The organism is Pseudomonas sp. ADAK2 TE3594 (assembly GCF_053628675.1).
The window spans coordinates 1294960-1317420 of the sequence record NZ_JBRJGV010000001.1; the positions used below are offsets into that span (position 1 = coordinate 1294960).

General features: G+C 60.3%; 18 protein-coding genes and 1 other RNA gene. 9 read left to right on the forward strand and 10 right to left on the reverse strand.

Going from position 1 to position 22461, the window contains the following annotated elements; genetic code table 11:
• The first annotated feature begins 140 nt into the window (after positions 1–140).
• The 4 genes from zipA to ffs all read left to right on the forward strand — a co-directional run bounded on the left by zipA (position 141) and on the right by ffs (position 5247).
• Positions 141–992: a cell division protein ZipA gene (gene zipA / locus AB7M22_RS05910; protein WP_454185543.1), complete on the forward strand. Its 852-nt coding sequence runs from the start codon at positions 141–143 to the stop codon at positions 990–992.
• 234 nt (positions 993–1226) lie between these two features.
• The gene (gene ligA, locus AB7M22_RS05915; protein ID WP_454185544.1) at positions 1227–3584 is read left to right on the forward strand and encodes an NAD-dependent DNA ligase LigA; all 2358 of its coding nucleotides are present in this window, start codon (positions 1227–1229) and stop codon (positions 3582–3584) included.
• Between the two features lie 208 nt (positions 3585–3792).
• Positions 3793–4956, forward strand: coding sequence for a zinc-binding metallopeptidase family protein (locus AB7M22_RS05920; protein WP_454185545.1), 1164 nt, complete (start codon positions 3793–3795; stop codon positions 4954–4956).
• A 194-nt stretch (positions 4957–5150) separates the two neighbouring features.
• An RNA gene (gene ffs / locus AB7M22_RS05925) (signal recognition particle sRNA small type) lies at positions 5151–5247 on the forward strand.
• A 171-nt stretch (positions 5248–5418) separates the two neighbouring features.
• On the opposite strand, the gene AB7M22_RS05930 is transcribed toward ffs, so the two are convergent.
• Positions 5419–5745: a helix-turn-helix domain-containing protein gene (locus tag AB7M22_RS05930; protein WP_007905395.1), complete on the reverse strand. Its 327-nt coding sequence runs from the start codon at positions 5743–5745 to the stop codon at positions 5419–5421.
• Positions 5746–6142: 397 nt separating this feature from the next.
• Between AB7M22_RS05930 and AB7M22_RS05935 the strand changes: the two genes are divergently transcribed.
• Positions 6143–7843: a putative bifunctional diguanylate cyclase/phosphodiesterase gene (locus tag AB7M22_RS05935; RefSeq protein ID WP_454185546.1), complete on the forward strand. Its 1701-nt coding sequence runs from the start codon at positions 6143–6145 to the stop codon at positions 7841–7843.
• A gap of 19 nt (positions 7844–7862) precedes the next feature.
• On the opposite strand, the gene AB7M22_RS05940 is transcribed toward AB7M22_RS05935, so the two are convergent.
• On the reverse strand, positions 7863–8603 hold the full coding sequence (locus AB7M22_RS05940) for a substrate-binding periplasmic protein (protein WP_454185547.1): 741 nt from the start codon (positions 8601–8603) through the stop codon (positions 7863–7865).
• A gap of 144 nt (positions 8604–8747) precedes the next feature.
• Between AB7M22_RS05940 and dnaX the strand changes: the two genes are divergently transcribed.
• The 4 genes from dnaX to AB7M22_RS05960 all read left to right on the forward strand — a co-directional run bounded on the left by dnaX (position 8748) and on the right by AB7M22_RS05960 (position 13656).
• Positions 8748–10847 (forward strand): DNA polymerase III subunit gamma/tau, encoded by a 2100-nt coding sequence (gene dnaX, locus AB7M22_RS05945; RefSeq protein WP_454185548.1) that lies wholly within the window; start codon positions 8748–8750, stop codon positions 10845–10847.
• 67 nt (positions 10848–10914) lie between these two features.
• The gene (locus tag AB7M22_RS05950; protein ID WP_007905413.1) at positions 10915–11253 is read left to right on the forward strand and encodes a YbaB/EbfC family nucleoid-associated protein; all 339 of its coding nucleotides are present in this window, start codon (positions 10915–10917) and stop codon (positions 11251–11253) included.
• A gap of 455 nt (positions 11254–11708) precedes the next feature.
• Complete coding sequence (gene recR, locus AB7M22_RS05955; RefSeq protein WP_454185549.1) at positions 11709–12311, forward strand: recombination mediator RecR; 603 nt, start codon at positions 11709–11711, stop codon at positions 12309–12311.
• A gap of 196 nt (positions 12312–12507) precedes the next feature.
• A complete protein-coding gene (locus AB7M22_RS05960) occupies positions 12508–13656 on the forward strand; it encodes an acyl-CoA dehydrogenase family protein (RefSeq protein ID WP_454185550.1) in 1149 nt (382 codons plus the stop codon).
• Positions 13657–13793: 137 nt separating this feature from the next.
• Here AB7M22_RS05960 and AB7M22_RS05965 read toward each other — a convergent pair whose 3' ends face one another.
• From AB7M22_RS05965 to ccoG, 8 genes are all read right to left on the reverse strand, one after another.
• The gene (locus tag AB7M22_RS05965; RefSeq protein ID WP_007905416.1) at positions 13794–14342 is read right to left on the reverse strand and encodes an adenine phosphoribosyltransferase; all 549 of its coding nucleotides are present in this window, start codon (positions 14340–14342) and stop codon (positions 13794–13796) included.
• Between the two features lie 79 nt (positions 14343–14421).
• Positions 14422–15156, reverse strand: a complete 735-nt coding sequence (gene fnr / locus AB7M22_RS05970; protein ID WP_123360018.1) for a fumarate/nitrate reduction transcriptional regulator Fnr — start codon at positions 15154–15156, stop codon at positions 14422–14424.
• A gap of 128 nt (positions 15157–15284) precedes the next feature.
• Positions 15285–16667, reverse strand: a complete 1383-nt coding sequence (hemN, locus tag AB7M22_RS05975; RefSeq protein WP_454185551.1) for an oxygen-independent coproporphyrinogen III oxidase — start codon at positions 16665–16667, stop codon at positions 15285–15287.
• Between the two features lie 214 nt (positions 16668–16881).
• Positions 16882–17565, reverse strand: coding sequence for a sulfite exporter TauE/SafE family protein (locus tag AB7M22_RS05980; protein ID WP_030128460.1), 684 nt, complete (start codon positions 17563–17565; stop codon positions 16882–16884).
• Entirely contained in the window at positions 17558–17776 is a 219-nt protein-coding gene (gene ccoS, locus AB7M22_RS05985; RefSeq protein WP_007905420.1) for a cbb3-type cytochrome oxidase assembly protein CcoS, read from the reverse strand. The genes AB7M22_RS05980 and ccoS overlap by 8 nt, the downstream gene beginning before the upstream one ends.
• Positions 17777–17798: 22 nt before the next feature.
• Positions 17799–20249 carry a heavy metal translocating P-type ATPase gene (locus AB7M22_RS05990; RefSeq protein WP_454185552.1) on the reverse strand — a complete coding sequence of 817 codons (2451 nt, stop codon included), beginning with the start codon at positions 20247–20249 and terminating at the stop codon, positions 17799–17801.
• 140 nt (positions 20250–20389) lie between these two features.
• Entirely contained in the window at positions 20390–20929 is a 540-nt protein-coding gene (locus tag AB7M22_RS05995; RefSeq protein WP_008007039.1) for a FixH family protein, read from the reverse strand.
• Between the two features lie 11 nt (positions 20930–20940).
• Complete coding sequence (gene ccoG, locus AB7M22_RS06000; protein WP_454185553.1) at positions 20941–22356, reverse strand: cytochrome c oxidase accessory protein CcoG; 1416 nt, start codon at positions 22354–22356, stop codon at positions 20941–20943.
• Positions 22357–22461 lie beyond the last annotated feature (105 nt).

Here is a 22461-nt window from a genome sequence, read left to right on the forward strand (position 1 = left end):
GTCGTGCTAGTTTAATGTCAATTTTTCGTATACGTGGGTAAAACGCCTGTCAGAACATAGAGTTGGCGCCACGTTTTAAAGCGGTTTGCACAGTGTAAACCCCTTATTTTTCAGCATTTTTTATAGAGGCACGGGATTACATGGAAATCGGTCTGCGCGAGTGGCTGATCGTCATCGGCATTATTGTCATTGCCGGTATTCTTTTCGATGGCTGGCGTCGCATGCGCGGCGGCAAGGGAAAACTGAAATTCCGTCTTGACCGAAGTTTGTCCAATCTGCCGGACGAGGACACCAGCGCCGAGCTGTTGGGCCCGCCCCGCGTGCTGGATAACCATAAAGAACCGCAACTGGATGAGCATGATCTGCCGTCGGTGAGCATGCCTGCCCGTGAACCTCGCGAGTCGGGTTCCAGGCGCGGCAAGCGGGGCCATGGCGAGCCATCGCAAGGTGACTTGAACCTCAATCTGGATCTGGACGGCGGCCCGAGCTTCAACAGCCGTGACGACGATTTCCCGGATGACACCAAGCCCGCCAGCTCGGCCGAGAAAGATCAGCCGCAAGCCGAAGAAGTGCTGGTGATCAGCGTGATCTGCCGCGACCCGGCCGGTTTCAAGGGCCCGGCGCTGTTGCAGAACATTCTGGAAAGCGGTCTGCGTTTCGGCGAGATGGACATTTTCCACCGTCACGAAAGCATGGCCGGTAACGGCGAAGTCCTGTTCTCCATGGCCAATGCGGTCAAGCCGGGCGTCTTCGATCTGGATGACATCGATCATTTCAGCACCCCGGCGGTGAGCTTCTTCCTCGGTCTGCCAGGCCCGCGTCATCCCAAGCAAGCCTTCGACGTGATGGTGGCTGCGGCACGCAAACTGTCCCAGGAGCTGAACGGCGAACTGAAAGACGACCAGCGCAGCGTGCTGACCGCCCAGACCATCGAGCACTACCGTCAGCGCATCGTCGAGTTCGAGCGTCGCGCTTTGACCCAGAAGCGCTGACTCGAATGACTGGGGCGGGCTCTTGTGGCGAGGGGGCTTGCCCCCGTTGGGCTGCGAAGCAGCCCCTTCATTTCGGCAACCCCGTTATTCAAACACACCGCATTCTCTGGTTTTACGACTGCTTCGCAGCCGAACGGGGGCAAGCCCCCTCGCCACATAGTGCAAGCCATCAGGCTATCGTGATTAAAAGATTGAGCAGCCTCGGCTGCTCTTTTGCTTTATGAGAGAACACCCATGACCGCCGCCAAAAACCGCATTCTAGAGCTGCGCGCCGAGCTCGATCAGCACAACTATCGCTACCACGTGCTGGACGAACCGAGCATTCCGGACGCCGAGTACGATCGCTTGTTCCACGAGCTCAAGGCCCTCGAAGCAGCCCATCCCGAACTGATCACCAGCGACTCGCCGACCCAACGTGTCGGCAGCGCGGCGCTGTCGGCGTTCACTCAGGTGCGCCATGAAGTGCCAATGCTCAGCCTGGGCAACGCCTTCGAAGAAACCGACATGCGCGAATTCGATCGCCGGGTGACGGAAGGGCTGGACCTGCCTGTCGGCGACTTGTTCGGCGCTGGCGCAGCGGTGGAGTACAGCTGCGAACCCAAGCTCGATGGCCTGGCGGTCAGTCTGCTGTACCAGGACGGTGTACTGGTGCGCGGCGCCACCCGCGGCGATGGCACCACCGGTGAAGACATCAGCGTCAACGTGCGCACCGTGCGCAATATTCCGCTCAAGCTGCATGGCACCGGCTGGCCGGCGACCCTGGAAGTGCGGGGTGAGGTCTTCATGTCCAAGGCCGGTTTCGAACGGCTCAACGCCACGCAACTGGAAGTCGGCGGCAAGACCTTCGCCAACCCGCGTAACGCGGCGGCGGGCAGCTTGCGGCAGCTGGATTCGAAGATCACCGCCAACCGTCCGCTGGAGTTCTGCTGCTACGGCATCGGCCAGATTTCGGCCGATATCGCCGACACGCACATTGGCAATCTGCAGCAACTCAAAGCCTGGGGCATGCCGATCAGTCATGAGCTGAAGCTGGCCAATGGCATCGCTGAATGCCTGGATTACTACCGCGACATCGGCGAGCGCCGTAATGCGCTGCCGTATGAAATCGACGGCGTGGTGTTCAAGGTCAACAGCATTGCGTCCCAGCGTGAACTGGGTTTCCGCGCTCGCGAACCGCGTTGGGCAATCGCCCATAAATTCCCGGCCATGGAAGAGCTCACCGAACTGCTCGATGTGGAGTTCCAGGTGGGGCGCACCGGTGCCGTGACGCCGGTGGCGCGCTTGAAACCAGTCAAGGTGGCTGGCGTCACCGTGGCCAATGCGACTTTGCACAACATGGATGAGGTTGCGCGGCTGGGCCTGATGATCGGTGACACGGTGATCATTCGCCGCGCCGGTGATGTGATTCCGCAAGTGGTGCAAGTGGTTGCCGAGCGTCGTCCGGAGAATGCCCGGCCGGTGCAGATTCCCGAGCAGTGCCCAGTCTGCGGGTCTCATGTCGAGCGCACGCAACTGGTCAAACGCAGCAAGGGCCGCGAGACCATCAGCGAAGGCGCGGTGTATCGCTGTGTCGGGCGTCTGGCCTGCGGTGCGCAACTCAAGCAAGCGATTATTCACTTCGTTTCGCGCCGCGCCATGGACATCGAAGGTCTGGGCGAGAAGAGTGTCGAGCAATTGGTGGACGAAGGCCTGGTGAGTTCGCCGGCCGATCTCTATGCCCTGACGTTCGAGCAGATCGTCGACCTGGAAGGCTTTGCCGAACTGTCGAGCAAGAACCTGCTTGGCGCCATTGAAGACAGCAAGCGGCCGAGTCTGGCGCGGTTCATCTATGCCTTGGGCATTCCCGATGTCGGCGAAGAAACGGCGAAGGTGCTTGCGCGTTCTCTCGGCTCGCTGGAGCGGGTTCAACAGGCGTTGCCGCAAGTGCTCACGTACTTGCCGGATGTCGGGCTGGAAGTGGCTCACGAGATTCACAGCTTCTTCGAAGACGAGCACAACCGGCAGGTGATCGCGGATCTGCTCAAGCACGGTATGCAGATTCAGGATCAGGGCGAGCTGGGTGCAGAATTTTCCGCCAGTACGACACTGGGCGGCTTCCTCGACAAGTTGCACATTCCGTCGGTCGGGCCGGGCGGGGCGCAGAAGCTTGCGGACAAGTTCGGCTCACTCGAAGCGGTGATGAGCGCTGATTGGCTGGACATGCGTCAAGCGCTGCCGGAGAAACAGGCGACTTCGGTTCGCGAGTTCTTTGCGGCGGCACAACATCGCCAACTCGCTGAAGCGGCCGAAAAGCAGTTGCGCGATTTCGGCATGCATTGGCAGAGTGAAAAGAAAGTTGTCGAAGGCTTGCCGCTGGCCGGGCAGACCTGGGTGCTGACCGGTTCACTGGAACTGATGAGTCGCGATGTAGCCAAGGACAAACTTGAAAGCCTCGGTGCCAAGGTGGCCGGTTCCGTGTCGGCCAAGACCCATTGCGTGGTCGCCGGACCGGGCGCGGGATCGAAGTTGGCCAAGGCCAATGAGCTGGGGTTGAAGGTGCTGGATGAAGAGGCGTTTGTGGCTCGTCTGAAGGAATACAACATCTCGATCTAGTGCGAGACCTGTGGCGAGGGGGCTTGCCCCCGTTGGGCTGCGTAGCGGCCCTAAAACAAGCAACCGCGATCTGTCAGACATACCGCGCAAGCAGGTTTTTGCGACGGCTTCGCCGCCGAACGGGGGCAAGCCCCCTCGCCACAAAGAACGTGGAACGATCTTCGCTGGGCAATGATCTAGTCTTGGCAAGCCTCAGAGAGAGATCGCCATGTACCGCTTCTTCGAACAGCTCAGTTCACGCATCGCCGCGCCCTTCATGGGTGAGCGTGTGCGCAACAGCAAGGTCTGGCATTGCCGTTGCGGGCAGTCGCTGTTCTTTCGCAACAGTCAGTGCCTGGCCTGCTCGGCAGCGCTGGGCTATCAGCCGCAGCAGAGTCGCTTGTCATCGCTGCAACCCGGCCCGCAAGCGGATACCTGGTTGCTCGACGCCGATCCCGATGCGGGTGTGTTTCGTCGCTGCGCCAATCTCGATTCTCCGGCCGCATGCAACTGGTTGCTGCCGGCCAATGATCACGATGCCTTGTGCATTGCCTGTAGCCTGAATCGCACCATCCCCGACCTGTCGATCCCCGAGAACCACGAGCGCTGGCGCAAAGTGGAAATCGCCAAGCGTCGTCTGGTGGCGCAGCTGATCAGCCTGGGCTTGTCAGTCATTCCGAAATCCATGGACGAAGACATCGGTCTGGCCTTCGACTTCATCGGTACCGACCTCGAAGGCAAGCCGCCGACCACCGGGCATGCCAACGGTCTGATCACCCTCGATATCAAGGAAGCCGACGACGCCCATCGCGAGCAGGTTCGCGTGCAGATGCACGAACCTTATCGCACGCTGCTCGGGCACTTTCGTCACGAGGTCGGGCATTACTACTGGGACCGCCTGGTCGCCAACAGTCATTGGCTGGAACTGTTCCGCGGTCTGTTCGGTGACGAGCGAGCAAGCTATGCCGAGGCCCTTGAGCGGCATTATCAGCAAGGCGCGCCGCTCGACTGGCAGCAACATTACGTCAGCGCCTACGCGACCATGCACCCTTGGGAAGACTGGGCGGAAACCTGGGCTCACTACCTGCACATGATGGATGCAGTGGACACCGCGCTGGGTTTTGGCATGAGTGCGCAGGAAATGGATTTCGATTACCAGCCGTTTCCGCCGAGCACGCTATTCGACCCGCAGCACCCTGGCGGCCCGGCGTTCCTGTTGTTCGTCAACGCATGGATCGAACTGGCTGGCATGCTCAACGAGTTGTCGCGCAGCATGGGCCAGCCGGATTTCTATCCGTTCGTCCTGCCGCCTGCGGTGATTGCCAAGCTGCACTTCATTCACCTGGTGATCCAGCAAGAGGGCGGCAGGGCGGATGAGGTGTTGGCGCAATAGGATCAAAAGATCGCAGCCTTGTAGCAGCTGCCGAACGCAGGCTGCGCCAGCTGCTACAAGGTCGCGGTGTTTCAGGGCCAGCGCATGTCCTTGAAGCAGCTCATATTTTTTAATCTGCCCGAACGGTTGTAACTTCGTCTCAGATAGGTACAATGGCGCGGCTCGCCGTCAGGTGAGCGTCGTTATGGTGACCCCATCGGTCCCCCCGCAACGATTACCCGTGAACCTGGTCAGATCCGGAAGGAAGCAGCCACAGCGGGAACATTGTGTGCCGGGGTGTGGCTGGTGGGGTTGCCTCCATAACGCAACACGAACCCTCTTTCGTGTTTCCCATTTAAAAATACTGTTCTGTTTTCCCTGCCATGGAGCTCATCCAGGGCGGTGTTTCGTCGTTTCCGAATTAAAGCACTGGATATAAAAAAGGAGGCCGCTCTGTCGCATTCGACAGGTCGGCCTCCTTTTTCATTTACTGGCACTAGGCTTGGACAAGGCCTGGTCAACCGCTGCGATCAGCTTTCCCAGATCCTTCGGGGTGGCTTTGTGTATGACGCTGAACAGGTATGCCCGCTGTTCATCTTCGTCTTCCAGATCTGCGAAAAAGGCTTTCAGCTTCACGCCCAGCACGTCGGCAAGCAAAAACAATGCTTCCACGCTGGGGGTATAGGTGCCGGTTTCGAAGCGACTGATGGTTTTGGGGTCAAAACCGGTTTTTTCGCCGAGTTCAGCCTGAGTAAGCCCTGCGACCTTACGGTAGCGTCGGATGGCCGGACCCAAACTTGAAATTTGCATCGCTCAATTCCCATTTAGAATCAAGAACTTAACGATAGATTTTTGCATTAGGCAACTGCATGATCCATCACCTTGCTTTGCAAAATGTGATGCATTTCGTAGAATCGCCGCTTCGAAGGGTTTTGGGGTGATCTGCTTTCTGAAGTTTAGGCGATATGAAAAAGCCAGCATTGCGTTCCCTTCCGGGTATGCACAGAGGCCGCTGACGGCTTGAAGCCTCGCGAAATATTACCAGAGTCGGTGTTGCTACTTTGCCCTGGATCTTCGGCGCTCCGGGGCCATCAAATGCTGTTCATGGAGTGATAACGTGTCTCTGCGCAGTACGTCTCAAAACACCTCTTCCGGGCATCCTGCGCTGGTCGAGCGGTACCACCGCTAGCGACAGTGAGCCTGACTCATGGATGAGAAATACCGCAGGGCCGTGGATGCAGCCGCCATTTTTTCCGAGACCGATCTGAACGGCCGGATTACCTATGTCAACGATCAATTCTGCGCCGTGTCCGGCTACAGCCGTGAGGAACTGCTGGGGCAAAACCATCGCCTGCTGAACTCCGGCCTGCATTCCGCCGATTTCTTCGCCGCCATGTGGCGCACCATCGCCCTGGGCAATATCTGGAAGGGCGAAATCTGTAATCGCGCCAAGGATGGCAGCCTGTATTGGGTCGACAGCACCATGGTGCCGGTGCTCGATGATGCCACCGGGCGCGTTCACCGATACCTGTCGATTCGTTTCGACATCAGCGAAAAACGCCAACTCCTGCAATCCTTGCAATGGCGGGTCGGGCATGACGTGCTGACCGGGCTGCCCAATCGCGCGTTCCTGTCGGATTTACTCGATCAGGCGCTGGAATTCTCCCGGCATGAAAACATTCCGTTGGCGGTGTGCATGCTTGACCTCGACGGGTTCAAGGCAGTCAACGACGGTTACGGTCACGCCAGTGGCGATATGTTGCTGGTGGAAGTGGCCAAGCGTTTGCGCGACATTGTGCGCGGCGAAGATGTGGTGGCGCGACTGGCCGGCGACGAGTTCGTGCTGGTGCTGCGTTATGTGCGTGATCTGCCGGAATTGTGCGCTGCGCTGAATCGCGTATTGGCGGCGATTTCGGCGCCTTACACGCTGCATGGCAAGGACATCAATGTGTTTGCCAGTATCGGCGTTACCCTGTTTCCCCACGACAACGAAGATGCCGAAACCCTGCTGCGTCATGCCGATCAGGCGATGTACGTGGCCAAGCAGGGCGGGCGAAACCGCTTTCATCTATTCGATGTCTCTCGGGATCAGGAGGTCAAGGCCACTCACCAGACCGTCGAGCGGGTGCGTCAGGCGCTGGTCGCCGGTGAGTTACGCCTGCATTTTCAGCCCAAAGTGAACATGCGCCGTGGCGTGGTCGTCGGTTTCGAGGCGTTGTTACGGTGGGAGCACCCGCAAAACGGCATGGTGCCACCCCGGGAGTTTTTGCCGCTGGTGGAGGACACCGACCTGATCATCGATATTGGCGAATGGGTGATGGATCAGGTTTTGTCGCAGTTGCACCGCTGGCAGCAAGCGGGGCAGGGCTGGCCGATCAGTATCAATATCGCGGCGCGACATTTTCAGCGCGCCGATTTTGTCGACCGGCTCAAGCAAGTACTCGCTCGACATGCCCAGGTTGCCCCGCAGATGCTCGATCTGGAAATCGTCGAGTCGGTGGCGATCGAGAATATCCAGCATGTCAGTGCCTGTTTGCAGGCCTGTCAGGCATTGGGGGTGCAGTTTTCGCTGGGTGACTTTGGCACGGGTTACTCGTCCCTGAGCTACCTCAAGCGATTGCGAACCCAAACCATCAAGATCGATAAGTCGTTCGTGCGCGACATTCTGAATGACCGTGACGACCTGGCCCTGACCACGGCGGTGATTGGCCTTGCACGCGCGTTCGGCCGGCAGGTGATTGCCGAGGGGCTGGAAAGCGTTGAGCACGGTGAATTGCTGTTGCGGCTGGGATGCGAAGTCGCTCAAGGCTATTTCATCGCTCGCCCGATGCCGCCCGGTGAGGTGCCGGACTGGGTGGCGGGGTTTGTCGCCCCGTTGCGATGGCAGACGCTCGGCCAGACAGCCTGAGCCCGCTGCTACACACTGGCTAAGGCCCGTTACCGGTATAGAGCCGGATGATGTCATCGATCTCCCCGGACATTTTCATGTGCTGCAACGTGTCCAGAATGCGTTGAACAGGCACTTTGGGGTCATTGCGCACGTAACAACCGACGGATTGTTCGTGTACCAGCGCTACGCTTTGTAGTTGCCGGTCGGGCAGCAGGCGCTGGTTGAACCAGTCAAGGGTCCATTGGTTGCTCACCGCGTAGCGGTAGCGTCCGGCCAGGAGTTTATCCAGCACCTGTTCCTGATTGCGTGCGTCATCGCGGTGCAGGCGGTCGGCGTCGAACAGCGGTTGCAGGGTCGGGTAGCTATAGCCGAGCACCGTGCCGATCGACTGTTGTGGCAGGTCCGCCGGGTTGACCACGTCGGGTGAGCCTCGCCGGCCAATCAGCAAGTCGCGCTGAACCAGCAGTGGAACGCTCCAGATATAGTCGCCGGACAAGTTCGGCAGCCAGGATTGTGAAATATAACAGCGCACATCGACTTCGCCGTGGTCCATGGCGTTCTGCACCCGCGCCCGAGGCAAGATATGAAATTGCGCCGGCACGCCGACCTGTGTCGCCAGGCTGAGCATGATGTCGTGCAGAATGCCCTGGGTTGGTCGGCCGCGCTCGAGCTGCACCATAGGCATGGCCCAGCTGTCGGATACGACAAAGCGCAACGGCGCCTCGGCGGCCACGACGCTCAGGCTGACCAACAGCAGTGCCCCCAAGGCAAAACGCATAAACGCTCCGGTATGGCTCAAACCCGAGTCAATAAAAGCCCCTCAAAGTGCAGCTTAGCCAGAATAGACGAGCGCGCCGGATGCAATTTTGGCCTTGCTCCGCTAGCATTAGCCGCTTCTGTTCCTTAGTTGCGACGGTTTTCGATGAGTTATCAGGTTCTTGCACGTAAATGGCGTCCGCGCTCGTTCGGCGAAATGGTCGGCCAGACCCATGTGCTCAAGGCTCTGATCAATGCCTTGGACAGCCAGCGGCTGCACCACGCGTACCTTTTTACCGGTACCCGCGGGGTCGGCAAGACCACCATCGCGCGGATCATCGCCAAATGCCTGAACTGTGAAACAGGTATCACTTCGACCCCCTGCGGCGAGTGCTCGGTGTGCCGCGAAATCGATGAAGGCCGCTTCGTCGACCTGATCGAGATCGACGCCGCGAGCCGGACCAAGGTCGAAGACACCCGCGAGCTGCTCGACAACGTGCAGTACGCGCCGAGCCGCGGGCGCTTCAAGGTCTACCTGATCGACGAAGTGCACATGCTCTCCAGCCATTCCTTTAATGCGCTGTTGAAAACCCTTGAAGAGCCGCCGCCCTACGTCAAGTTCATCCTGGCAACCACCGATCCGCAGAAACTTCCCGCAACGATTCTTTCGCGTTGCCTGCAGTTCTCCCTGAAGAACATGACGCCGGAGCGGGTGGTCGAGCATTTGACCCACGTGCTGAGTGTCGAGAACGTACCGTTCGAAGACGACGCGCTGTGGCTGCTGGGCCGCGCCGCCGACGGTTCGATGCGCGATGCCATGAGCCTGACCGATCAGGCCATCGCTTTCGGTGAAGGCAAGGTCATGGCCGCCGACGTGCGGGCCATGCTCGGTACCCTTGATCATGGTCAGGTCTACGACGTCCTGCATGCGCTGATCGAAGGCGACGCCAAGGCATTGCTCGAAGCCGTGCGCCATCTGGCCGAACAAGGCCCGGACTGGAATGGCGTGCTCTCGGAAATTCTCAATGTGCTGCACCGTGTCGCCATCGCCCAGGCCCTGCCTGAAGGCGTCGACAACGGTCATGGCGACCGTGATCGCGTATTGGCTTTGGCCCAGGCGTTGCCGGCTGAAGACGTGCAGTTCTATTACCAGATGGGCCTGATCGGGCGCCGGGACTTGCCGCTGGCACCGGACCCGCGTGGCGGCTTCGAAATGGTCCTGCTGCGAATGCTTGCGTTCCGACCGGCAGATACTGCGGACGCGCCGAGGCAACCGCTAAAGCCAGTGGGGATCAGCCAGGCCACAGTTGATTCCGCAAACTCAGTGGCTGCCGCGCCGATTGTTGCGCCGGTAGTCACTACGGCTGTTACACCGCCTCCGGTTGCGCCGGTGGTAGCACCGGCGGCGGTTCCGGTAGCTGCGCCTGAGCCGGTCGCGTCCGTGCCTGCGCCTGTGATCGAGCCCGAGCCCAAGCCTGTTGTCGAGCCCGTAGCGGTCGAAGAAGTCGTCGATCTGCCGTGGAACGACCCGGTAGAGCCGGAAGTTGTCCAGCAGTCCGCCGTCGAGCCGGTGCTGGAAACGGCCGGCGAGCAACCCGAATTGCCACCGATGCCCATGCCGACCCCGGACAGCGTGGTGCCGGACGCGCCGGAATGGGCCGCAGCGCCGATCCCGGAACCGTCCGTGGCCGAAGTCGATGCCGCTACGCCAGGCATGGATCAGGACGACGAGCCGCCGCTGGATGAGGACTACATCGAGCCGGACATGGATTCGGCCTACAGCTACCTCGATGACCTGGCCAGCGAGCACACCGCCGAACCTGCGCCGGAACCCGAACCTGAACCGGCCGCGATGCCGGCCACCGGCCTGGCCCTGCAATGGTTGGAGTTGTTCCCGAAACTGCCGGTATCCGGCATGACCGCCAGCATCGCCGCCAACTGCACGCTGATCGCCGTCGATGGCGACAATTGGCTGTTGCACCTGGACCCGGCCCACAGTGCCTTGTTCAACGCGACGCAACAACGTCGCCTCAACGATGCGCTGAACCAGCTCCACGGGCGTACGCTGACCCTGAGCATGGAGCTGATCAAGCCCGAGCAGGAAACCCCGGCTCAGGCCTCATCCCGCCGTCGCGCCAACCGTCAGCGTGAGGCCGAGGAATCGATCCATGGCGATCCGTTCATCCAGCAAATGATGCAGCAGTTCGGGGCGGTGGTCCGTCACGATACTATTGAACCTGTCGAGGCCCTGGTCAGTCAGGACTAATAACTGAAGGCGCTTGGCCACATTCGCCGGGCGCTGTTTTTATCCAAGTACTTTTGAGGTGATTCCCATGATGAAAGGTGGCATGGCCGGCCTGATGAAGCAGGCGCAGCAGATGCAGGAAAAAATGGCCAAGATGCAGGAAGAACTGGCCAACGCCGAAGTCACCGGTAAAGCCGGCGGTGATATGGTCACCGTGGTAATGACCGGTCGTCACGACGTCAAGCGCGTGACCATCGACCCAAGCCTGGTCGAAGGCCTGAGCGAAGACGACAAAGAAATGCTGGAGGCGGTATTCGCCGCAGCCGTCAACGACGCCGTGCGCAAGATCGAAGCCAACAGCCAGGACAAAATGTCCGGCGTGACCGCTGGCATGCAATTGCCACCGGGTATGAAACTGCCATTCTGATTCGCCAACGCGCATCGATGGGTTACAAAAAAATGCCAGGCATCGCGCCTGGCATTTTTGTTTCTGCGCCCCTCTTGTAGGAGCGAGGCTTGCCCGCGAAGACGGCGGCACAGTCAACATTGATATTGCCTGACACATCGCCTTCGCGAGCAAGCCCGCTCCCACAGGGATCACCTGAATCCTGTGGGAGCGAGGCTTGCCCGCGATGAAGTCACCTCGGTACAACTGACGAAACTTCGAACCCGACAGCGCCACAAAAGTCTGCTCCCTATACAGCCGAAATTCATCGATCAAGGAGACGTTCACATGCCGCAAGCATCGACTCTCAAGCAGTCCTGCAACTTCGGTAAACAGGTGGTGCGGGTTGCGTGGACTGAGTAATTGACGCTGTTATTTGACGCTAAACAGAGGCGCGGGTATAAACCGCGTCTCGTTGTTATGTCGGACTTTTCCCCATGAGCTTCAGCCCTTTGATTCGCCAACTGATCGATGCCCTGCGAATTTTGCCGGGTGTGGGTCAGAAAACTGCCCAGCGCATGGCGTTGCAACTGCTTGAGCGTGATCGCAGCGGCGGTTCGCGACTGGCCCAGGCGCTGAGCCAGGCCATGGAAGGGGTGGGCCACTGCCGCTTGTGCCGCACGCTGACCGAAGACGATCTGTGCCCGCAATGCGCCGATCAACGCCGTGACGACACCTTGCTGTGTGTGGTGGAAGGTCCGATGGATGTGTACGCGGTGGAGCAGACCGGTTTCCGCGGTCGCTACTTCGTACTCAAGGGCCACCTGTCGCCGCTCGACGGGTTGGGTCCGGAAGCCATCGGCATTCCACAACTGATGACGCGAATCGAAGAGGCGGGCACGTTCACTGAAGTCATCCTCGCCACCAACCCGACGGTGGAAGGTGAGGCCACAGCGCATTACATCGCCCAGTTACTCAGCAACAAAGGCCTGATCGCTTCGCGCATCGCTCATGGCGTGCCGTTGGGCGGTGAGCTGGAATTGGTGGATGGCGGGACATTGGCGCATTCGTTTGCCGGGCGTAAGCCGATTACCTTGTAGCGTCTGAACAGGCCCCTTCGCGGGCAAGCCTCGCTCCTACGGTTTTGCGTCGTGCGAATATTCGCGAACAACCGATATCCGTAGGAGCGAGGCTTGCCCGCGAAGAATGCACCTCGGTCCATCTGATTTACACGACTCTATTGAAAACCAAGCAAGCGCTCGGTTAACTTCGCTGAACCTTCAGTGGAGCTCGCCGATGCCTGCCTTTCAGGAATACTTCGACCCCAGCCACCAATTGGTCCGCGACAGCGTCAGACGTTTCGTCGAACGCGAGATTCTTTCGGACATCGATCAGTGGGAAGAAGCCGAAAGCTTCCCCCGTGAGCTCTACCTCAAGGCCGGCGCGGCGGGGATTCTGGGCATTGGGTATCCCGAAGCGTTGGGCGGCAGTCACGAAGGCGATGTGTTCGCCAAGATCGCCGCCAGTGAAGAACTCATGCGCTGCGGTTCCGGTGGTCTGGTCGCGGGGCTGGGCTCGCTGGACATTGGTCTGCCACCGATCCTCAAATGGGCCAGGCCCGACATCCGCGATCGTGTTGTGCCTCAGGTGCTGGCGGGCGAGAAGATCAGCGCCCTGGCCGTCACCGAGCCCAGTGGTGGCTCAGATGTCGCCAACCTGCAAACCCGCGCCGTGCGCGACGGCGACTGTTACCGGGTCAGCGGCAGCAAAACCTTCATTACCAGCGGCGTTCGGGCGGATTTTTACACCGTCGCGGTGCGCACCGGCGAGCCGGGATTTGGCGGTATCAGTTTGCTGCTGATCGAGAAGGGCACGCCTGGGTTCACCGTCGGTCGTCAGTTGAAGAAAATGGGCTGGTGGGCGTCGGACACCGCCGAACTGTTTTTCGATGATTGCCGGGTGCCGGTTAGCCATCTGATCGGTGCCGAGAACATGGGCTTCGCCTGCATCATGGGCAACTTCCAGAGCGAGCGTCTGGCCTTGGCACTGATGGCCAACATGACCGCGCAGTTGGCGCTGGAGGAGAGCCTGAAGTGGGCTCGTCAGCGCGAAGCCTTCGGTAAACCCATCGGCAAGTTCCAGGTGCTCAAGCACCGACTCGCGGAAATGGCCACGGCGCTGGAGGTGTCACGGGAGTTCACCTACCGCCAGGCGGCGAAAATGGCCGCTGGGCACAGTGTGATCAAGGAGATTTCCATGGCCAAGAATTTTGCTACTGACACGGCTGATCGCATCACGACCGATGCGGTGCAGATTCTGGGCGGTCTGGGTTACATGCGTGAAAGTCTGGTGGAGCGGCTGTACCGCGATAACCGGATTCTGTCGATCGGCGGCGGGACGCGGGAAGTGATGAACGAGATCATCAGCAAGCAGATGGGGCTTTGAGTTTTTGCGGTGTTGCGGCTGACGCCATCGCGGGCAAGCCCGCTCCCACAGTGATTTTTGTCGTATACAAGATTTGTAGTTAACGACAATCCCTGTGGGAGCGGGCTTGCCCGCGATGGCGTCAGTACAGACGCTGCTTATTTATCGGTAAGGGCAAACTGCGTCAGGCAAAACGTCGGAATCCCCATGTCTTCCAGCCGCTGTGAACCACCCAGCTCTGGCAAATCAATGATCGCCGCCGCTTCATGCACCCGCGCACCCATGCGCCGAATCAGGTTGGCCGCCGCAATCAGCGTGCCGCCAGTGGCGATCAGGTCATCGAACATCACCACCGCATCACCCTCACACAGGCTGTCGGCATGGACTTCGAGAAAGGCTTCGCCGTACTCGGTCTGATAACCCTCGGCCAGCACGTCGGCCGGCAATTTGCCCTGCTTGCGGAACAGCACCAGCGGTTTGTTCAACTGATAGGCCAGGATCGAACCGATCAGGAAGCCACGGGCATCCATGGCGCCGATGTGGGTGAAGTCGGCCTCGACGTAACGATGGGCAAAGCTGTCCATCACCAGGCGCAGGGCCGTGGGTGACTGGAACAACGGAGTGATATCGCGAAAGATCACGCCCGGCTTGGGGAAGTCGATCACGGGACGGATCAGGGATTTGATGTCGAAGGAGTCGAAGACCATCGTCGAAGTGTCCTGGCGGGCTGCAAACGTCGCAGTATAACGGCGGCTGAACCGTTTCGCTCAGCCGCAATCGTTGCTATCAGCCTTCGAGCGAACCGCCGGCCAAGGCGCAGAGCTGGATCGGATCGAGGATGTGGATTTCCTTGCCTTCGGCGGCGATCAGTTCGTTTTGCTGGAAACGGGTGAACACGCGGGACACGGTTTCCACCGCCAGACCCAGATAATTGCCGATTTCGTTGCGCGACATGCTCAACCGGAACTGGTTGGCCGAGAAGCCCCGGGCACGGAAACGTGCCGACAGGTTGACCAGGAACGTGGCGATGCGCTCGTCGGCGGTTTTCTTCGACAGCAGCAACATCATCTGCTGATCGTCGCGAATCTCGCGGCTCATCACCCGCATCAACTGACGGCGCAGTTGTGGCAGTTGCAGGGCCAGTTCGTCGAGGCGATCGAAAGGAATCTCGCACACCGAGGTGGTTTCCAGGGCTTGCGCCGAGACCGGGTGCTTTTCAGTGTCCATGCCCGACAGGCCGACCAGTTCACTCGGCAAATGGAAGCCAGTGAGCTGCTCTTCGCCGCCATCGCTCAGGCTGAAAGTCTTCAGGGCGCCGGAGCGTACTGCATAAACGGAATCGAACGTGTCGCCCTGGCGAAACAGGAACTCGCCTTTTTTCAGCGGGCGACCACGTTTGACGATATCGTCCAGCGCATCCATGTCTTCCAGATTCAAAGAAAGTGGCAGGCAGAGAGGGGCCAGGCTGCAATCCTTGCAATGGGCCTGGCTATGAGCGCGCAGCTTTACTGGCTCGGACATTTCTTCAATCCTTGTGGGAAAACACACATAAGACGTAAGGGTAACCCACGGGAGGACATTCAGGCACGCGGCGATTTTGTCGCAGGGTCGTAAAATCAGCGTTTCGCAGACTGGCCATGAGCTGATGGCTAGATAACCCGTGAAAACCGCTGGCGATTTTGCTGTTCCAGGTACGCGTCGAACACCATGCACACCGAACGCACCAGTAATCGTCCGGCGGGCAGTACGGTAATCCGTTCGTTATCAAGTTCGATCAGTCCGTCGTCCGCCATTCCCTGCAACTGTGGCCAGAGTTCGCCGAAGTAACCCTGAAAGTCGATGTTGAAGGCTTGTTCGATCCGGGCGAATTCCAGGCTGAAATGGCAGATCAGTTGCTGGATGACCGCACGTCGCAGGTGGTCATCGGTGTTACACAGCAGACCACGACTGGTGGCCAGCTGTGCGCTGGCCAGCGCGTTCTGGTACTGGTTCAGGTCGCTGCTGTTCTGGCAGTACAAATCGCCGATCTGGCTGATGGCCGATACCCCCAGGCCGATCAAATCGCAATGACCGTGGGTGGTGTAGCCCTGGAAGTTACGTTGCAGGGTCGATTCTTCCTGAGCAATCGCCAATTCATCATCGGGCAGGGCGAAATGGTCCATGCCGATGTAGCGGTAACCGGCGGCTGTCAGTTGTTCGATGGTGCGCTGGAGCATTTCCAGCTTCTGTGCCGGAGCCGGTAGATCGTTGTCGTTGATCCGCCGTTGCGGCATGAAGCGTTCCGGCAGATGGGCGTAGTTGAACACCGAGAGCCGGTCCGGTTGCAGGCTGATGACTTCGTCGACGGTGCGGGCGAAGTTCTCGGGCGTCTGCTTCGGCAGGCCGTAGATCAGATCGATGTTGATCGAGCGAAATTGCAGGGTTCGGGCGGCATCGATCACCGCACGGGTTTCTTCCAGGCTTTGCAGGCGATTGACCGCACGTTGTACCGCCGGGTCGAGGTCTTGCAGGCCGATACTGACCCGGTTGAAGCCCAATTCCCGAAGCAGGCCCATGGTCGACCAGTCGGCCTCGCGAGGGTCTATCTCGATGCCGTAGTCGCCGGAATCGTCGTCCAGCAGATTGAAATGTTTGCGCAGCTGAGCCATCAACTGGCGCAGTTCGTCGTGGCTGAGAAAGGTCGGTGTGCCGCCGCCGAAATGCAGTTGCTCGACTTTTTGCGTCGGGTCGAGGTGGCAGGCAATCAGCTGGATTTCCTGTTCCAGGCGCCGCAAATAGGGCAGGGCGCGGCCACGGTCCTTGGTGATGACTTTGTTGCAGGCGCAGTAGTAGCAAATGTTCGCGCAGAACGGCACGTGCACATACAGCGACAGCGGCCGCAGGGCCTTGCGGCTGTCGCGAAGGGCATGAAACAGGTCGAAGGTGCCGACCTGGCTGTCGAATTGCACGGCGGTCGGGTACGAGGTATAGCGCGGTCCCGCCAGGTCATAACGGCGGATCAGATCTGTGTCCCAACGAATGGCGTCGAGCATGCGGGCATTCCCCCGGATAGGCTGGCAGTGTGGGCGAGTCTAGGGAGAAGTGCGCAAAGGCATCTTGATTTGCATCAAGGGTCGGGATTCGTGTTGCAGGTGCGGGCCTCATCGCGGGCAAGCCCGCTCCCACAGGGTTGTGTTTGGATCACCGAATTGGGCAATCCTCAAATCCTGTGGGAGCGGGCTTGCCCGCGATGGCGCCACTGCCGATCTAATGCCCCATCAGCCAATGCTGATGCGGCCCCGGCAAGGTCCAGATACCGAACACCATCACCAGCAAGCCACCGGTCATGCGTACGCTGCGTTTGCGCAACAACGCCGTGACTCGCTCGGCCGCCAGCCCTGTGGCGAGCAGCACCGGCCAGGTGCCTAAACCGAATGCCAGCATCAGCAATGCACTGTCCAGTGCATTGCCCTGGCTCGCCGACCACAGCAACGTGCTGTAAACCAGCCCGCACGGCAGCCAGCCCCACAGTGCGCCGAGCAGCAGGGCGCGGGGCAGGTTCGATACTGGCAACAGTTTGTTGGCCACCGGCTGGATATGCCGCCACAGGCCACGGCCGAGGCTTTCGATGCGGGTCAGGCCGCTCCACCAGCCGGCCAGGTACAGGCCCATGGCGATCAGCAGAAGCCCGGCGAGGATGCGCATAAACATCGCCGCCGGGCTATTGGCCACGGCCCAGCCGGCCAGGCCGATCAGCAGGCCGGCAGCGGCGTAGCTGAGAATTCGCCCCAGGTTGTAAGCCAGCAACAATCGAAAGCGTCGGCTGCGTTGTTCCTTGGGGATCGCCAGGGTCAGCGCGCCCATCAATCCGCCGCACATGCCCAGGCAATGCCCTCCACCGAGCAGGCCGAGGATCAGCGCAGACACCAGCAGTGGCGCCAACTCAAGCATGGGGTGGCGCCTTGTCGTCCGGTTTGGCCGGATGACCGCTGGCCTCGTCGACCGCTGCCTTGTGGTTCGGGTCCTGATCGTCGAACAGGATGCTGTGGGCCGGGCCGTCGAGGTCGTCGTACTGACCGCTGTCGACCGCCCAGAAGAAGATATAGATAGCGATGGCCACGATCAGCAGCGCGGCCGGGATCATCACGTAGAGAGCTGGCATCTGGACTCCATGCCCGCGCGGCTCAGGCCGGCAGCGGGCGGGTTTCTGGCGTGGTGCTGGCAGGCTGCGAGCTCGGCAGGCGAGTCAGGCGCAGGGCATTGAGCACCACGGTCAACGAACTGATCGACATGCCAACCGCTGCCCATACCGGAGTGATCCAGCCGAGGGCGGCGAACGGCAACATGAGGCCATTGTACAGCGCCGCCCACAGCAAGTTCTCGATGATGACCCGACGGGTGCGACGGGCCAGGCTGAAGGCTTGCACCAGCGCGTCGAGGCGGTTCGACAGCAGTACCGCGTCGGCACTGGTTTTCGCCAGATCGGTGGCCGAACCCATCGCCACGCTGATGTCGGCGGCGGCCAGCACCGGCACATCGTTGACCCCGTCACCGAGCATCAACACCTTGCGGCCTTCCTTGTGCAGTTGTTGCAGCACCTGCAATTTATCGTCCGGACGCAAACCACCACGGGCCTCGTCGATGCCCAATTCGGCAGCGACGCTGGCGACCATCGGCGAGCTGTCGCCGGACAGCAGCAACGTGCGCCAGCCGCGAGCCTTGCAGGCCGCCAGCAGGGTGGGCGCATCGCTGCGTAGACGGTCATCGAGCACGAACCACGCCAGCGGCCCTTGGCTGTCGCCGAGCAACAGCCATTGGCCGGGCTCATCGGGCATTACTGGCGTTTGAGTGCCGCTGAGTTCGCAGACAAAACCCGGTTGGCCAATGCGCAGGCGTTGGGCGCCGACCAACCCCTCCAGGCCAAGGCCCGGCGTGCTGTGGACTTCTTCGGCGGCCAGCGGTGCGCGACCAAAAGCCCGGGCAATCGGGTGCTCGGAGCGGTTTTCCAGGGCAGCGGCGAGGCTCAGGCATTGATCGCTGGTCAGAGCCCCAAGAGGCCGGATCGAACGCAAGGCCAGGCGACCTTCAGTGAGGGTGCCGGTCTTGTCGAAAATTACCGTGTCGATCTGGTTCAGGCCTTCCAGCACATGACCGCGCGTCAACAAAAGACCGAGCTTGTGCAGCGTGCCGGTGGCGGCGGTGAGGGCGGTTGGCGTGGCCAGCGACAAGGCGCATGGGCACGTGGCAACCAGCATCGCCAGGACAATCCAGAACGCTCGCGAAGAGTCCAGTTCCCACCACAGCAGGCCAATGGCAGCCACCGCGATAAGCGACAACAGCAAAAACCATTGGGCGGCGCGGTCGGCGATTTCCGCCAGTCGTGGCTTTTCGGCCTGGGCGCGATCCAGCAGGCGGACGATGGCCGACAGTCGCGTGTCCTGGCCCAGCGCCAGGACTTCCACGGTCAGCGCACCTTCAACGTTCAAGGTGCCGGCGGTGACGGCATCTCCCGGGGTCCGTGGTTGTGGCAGGTATTCGCCGGTCAGCAGGGATTCGTCGATGCTCGACTGACCGTCGAGGATCTTGCCGTCGGCCGGCAGGATCGCACCGGGATGCACCAGCACCTGATCGCCTACGCGTAACTCGCTGAGCAGAATCCGTTCGCTCTGGCCGTCGGCGCTCAGCCGCAGGCAGGAGGCGGGCAACAGATTGACCAGCTGAGCGGTCGCGGCGGCGGTGCGTTCCCGGGCACGACGCTCCAGATAACGCCCGGCCAGCAGGAACAGCGCGAACATCCCCACCGCATCGAAATACAGCTCGCCAACCCCGGTGATCGAGGTCCAGATTCCGGCGATATAGGCACTGCCGATCGCCAGCGACACCGAGACGTCCATGGTCAGGTGACGGGTGCGCAGATCGCGCATTGCCCCTTTGAAAAACGGCGCGCAGCTGTAAAACACGATCGGCGTGGTCAGAAACAGCGCGACCCAGCGCAGGATGGTGTGCAGCTCGGGGCTGAGGTCAATGTTGAATTCCGGCCAGGTGGCCATCGTTGCCATCATCGCCTGGAACCACAGCAGCCCGGCGACACCGAGTTGACGCAGCGCCAGACGGTTTTCGCTGGCCAGTTGTTCACTGGCGCGGTCGGCCTGATAGGGGTGGGCGGCGTAACCGATGTGGCGCAATTCGCTGAGCACCTGGCTCAGTGGTAATTGCGCGTCGGCCCAGCGCACATGCAGGCGATGATTGGACAGGTTCAGGCGTGCTTCGGCCACCGCTGGCAAGGCGCGCAGGTGTTTCTCGATCAACCAGCCGCAGGCGGCGCAACTGATGCCTTCCATCAGCAGGGTGGTTTCGGCGAGTTCGCCTTCGTGGCGGACAAAGGGTTTCTGCACGTCGGCGCGGTCGTACAGCGCCAGCTCATCCACCAACTGTACCGGCAAGGCTTCGGGGTTGGCCGAGGCTTCGCTGCGATGCTGGTAATAGCTTTCCAACCCACCGGCCACGATGGCCTCGGCCACTGCCTGGCAACCCGGGCAGCAGAACTCGCGGGTATCCCCGAGGACGGCGGCCGTGAAGCGGCTACCGGCCGGGACGGGCAGGGCGCAGTGGTAGCAGGGGGTAGGAGTACTCATGAGCTGGAATCTATATCGTCCGGAAGGGCCTCATCGCGAGCAGGCTCGCTCCCACATTTGATCGATGTCGTGCACAAGATTCATGTGCGCCGCAGATCCACTGTGGGAGCGAGCCTGCTCGCGAAGCGCGAAGCGCGACTTTATTTTTTCAGGTCTTCCGCGCCTTGCAGCGGCTCATCGCCCAGCAGCAGATCCTTGGCATGGCTGACCTGTTCTTCTTCGAACATGCGCCAGATCTTGTCATCCTGCACGCCCAGCAATTCGACAAAGCGACGACCTTCGATCTTGTCGCTCAACTGGCCGATGTAGCGGCCCTGTTCGGTTTCGCTGCGGGCCAGGGTGATCTTGCGATCTTTCTCCGGTTGGGTGGGCGAAATCAGGTTCAGCTCAAGGGTTGCAGGCGTGCTGTTGCCGCTCAGGCGCAGGTCGACTTCGCCGGTCACGTCATCCAGATGCACACTGGCTCGCAGTTGCAGGGTCTGGGCCAGCAGTTCGCGGTCCAGAGAACGGTTGATGCCCTTGCCAGCCTCGTAATAGTTGTCGTTGACCAGGTTGTCGGGGTTGTTCACCGCGATGGTCACCATCGACAGGGTCAAAGTCACCGAGCAGGCCAGGATGGCGATGATGATCCACGGCCAAAGGTGCTTGTACCAGGGACTTGCGGCAGTTGCTGCGGGCATGATCACTTCTCTCAACGAATTTGTGGGCCGATGAATCGGCTCTTGGCTTCAACGTGGACGTTGGCGTCATCGGCATCCTTGAGGATGAATTTCACCTCGTTGGTGCTCGACGGCAGTTGTTCCGGTGCGCTGGACAGTTCGACCGGCTGACTGAAAATCTCCCCGGCGGCGACTTTGATCTCGCGCTTGCCTTGCAGCTTGAGGTCCGGCAGGCCGGTGGCTTCCAGCACGTACGTGTGGTCGCGCTGGTCCTTGTTCATGATCTTCAGGCTGTAGACGTTTTCGATCCGGCCTTCGGCGTTCTCGCGGTACAGCACGCGGTCTTTGCTGACATCGAAACCGACCAGCGAACGCATGAAGAACGCGGTCATCAGCAACGCGATCATCGCCAGCAGCACCGTGGCATAGCCGATCAGGCGCGGACGCAGTTTATTGGTTTTTTGCCCCGACAGGTTGTGCTCGGTGGTGTAGCTGATCAGGCCGCGCGGGTAATCCATCTTGTCCATGATGCTGTCGCAGGCGTCGATGCACGCCGCGCAGCCGATGCATTCGACTTGCAGGCCGTCGCGAATGTCGATCCCGGTGGGGCAGACCTGGACGCACATGGTGCAGTCGATGCAATCGCCCAGGCCCTGAGCCTTGTAGTCGATGCCTTTCTTGCGCGGGCCACGGCTTTCGCCACGGCGCGGGTCGTAGGAGACGATCAGTGTGTCCTTGTCGAACATCACACTCTGGAAGCGTGCGTACGGGCACATGTAAATGCACACTTGCTCGCGCAACCAGCCGGCGTTGCCGTAAGTGGCGAGGGTGAAGAAGCTGACCCAGAAATACGACCAGCCATCGGCCTGGCCGGTGAAGAAATCGAGCACCAGTTCGCGAATCGGTGAGAAGTAACCGACGAAGGTCATGCCGGTCACGAAACCGATCAGCAGCCACATCGTGTGCTTGCTGAATTTGCGCAGGAACTTGTTGGCGCTCATCGACGCCTTGTCGAGCTTGATGCGTTGGTTGCGGTCGCCTTCGGTGACTTTTTCGCACCACATGAAGATCCAGGTCCAGACGCTTTGCGGGCAGGTGTAGCCGCACCAGATCCGACCGGCATACACGGTGATGAAGAACAGGCCAAAGGCACTGACGATCAGAATGCCCGAGAGCAGGATGAAATCCTGAGGCCAGAAGGTCGCGCCAAAAATGAAGAATTTACGCTCCGGCAGGTTCCACCAGACGGCCTGATGACCACCCCAGTTCAGCCATACCGTGCCGAAATACAGCAGAAACAGTCCGGCACCGCCGATCATCCGCAGGTTGCGGAACAGGCCGGTGAAGGCTCGGGTGTAGATCTTTTCTCGAGAGGCATAGAGGTCGACGCTGTTGTTCGCGTTCTTGGCAGGCGGAGTAACGTCGTGTACCGGAATCTGATTGCTCATCATTGCATCCCACGGCAGTGGAAAAATGCCCCGGTCAGTACGTGCCGACCGCGGTCAAAAAGAGGTGTTGCAGTGGCGCAATGATACGCCTGTAGCTCTAGCGCA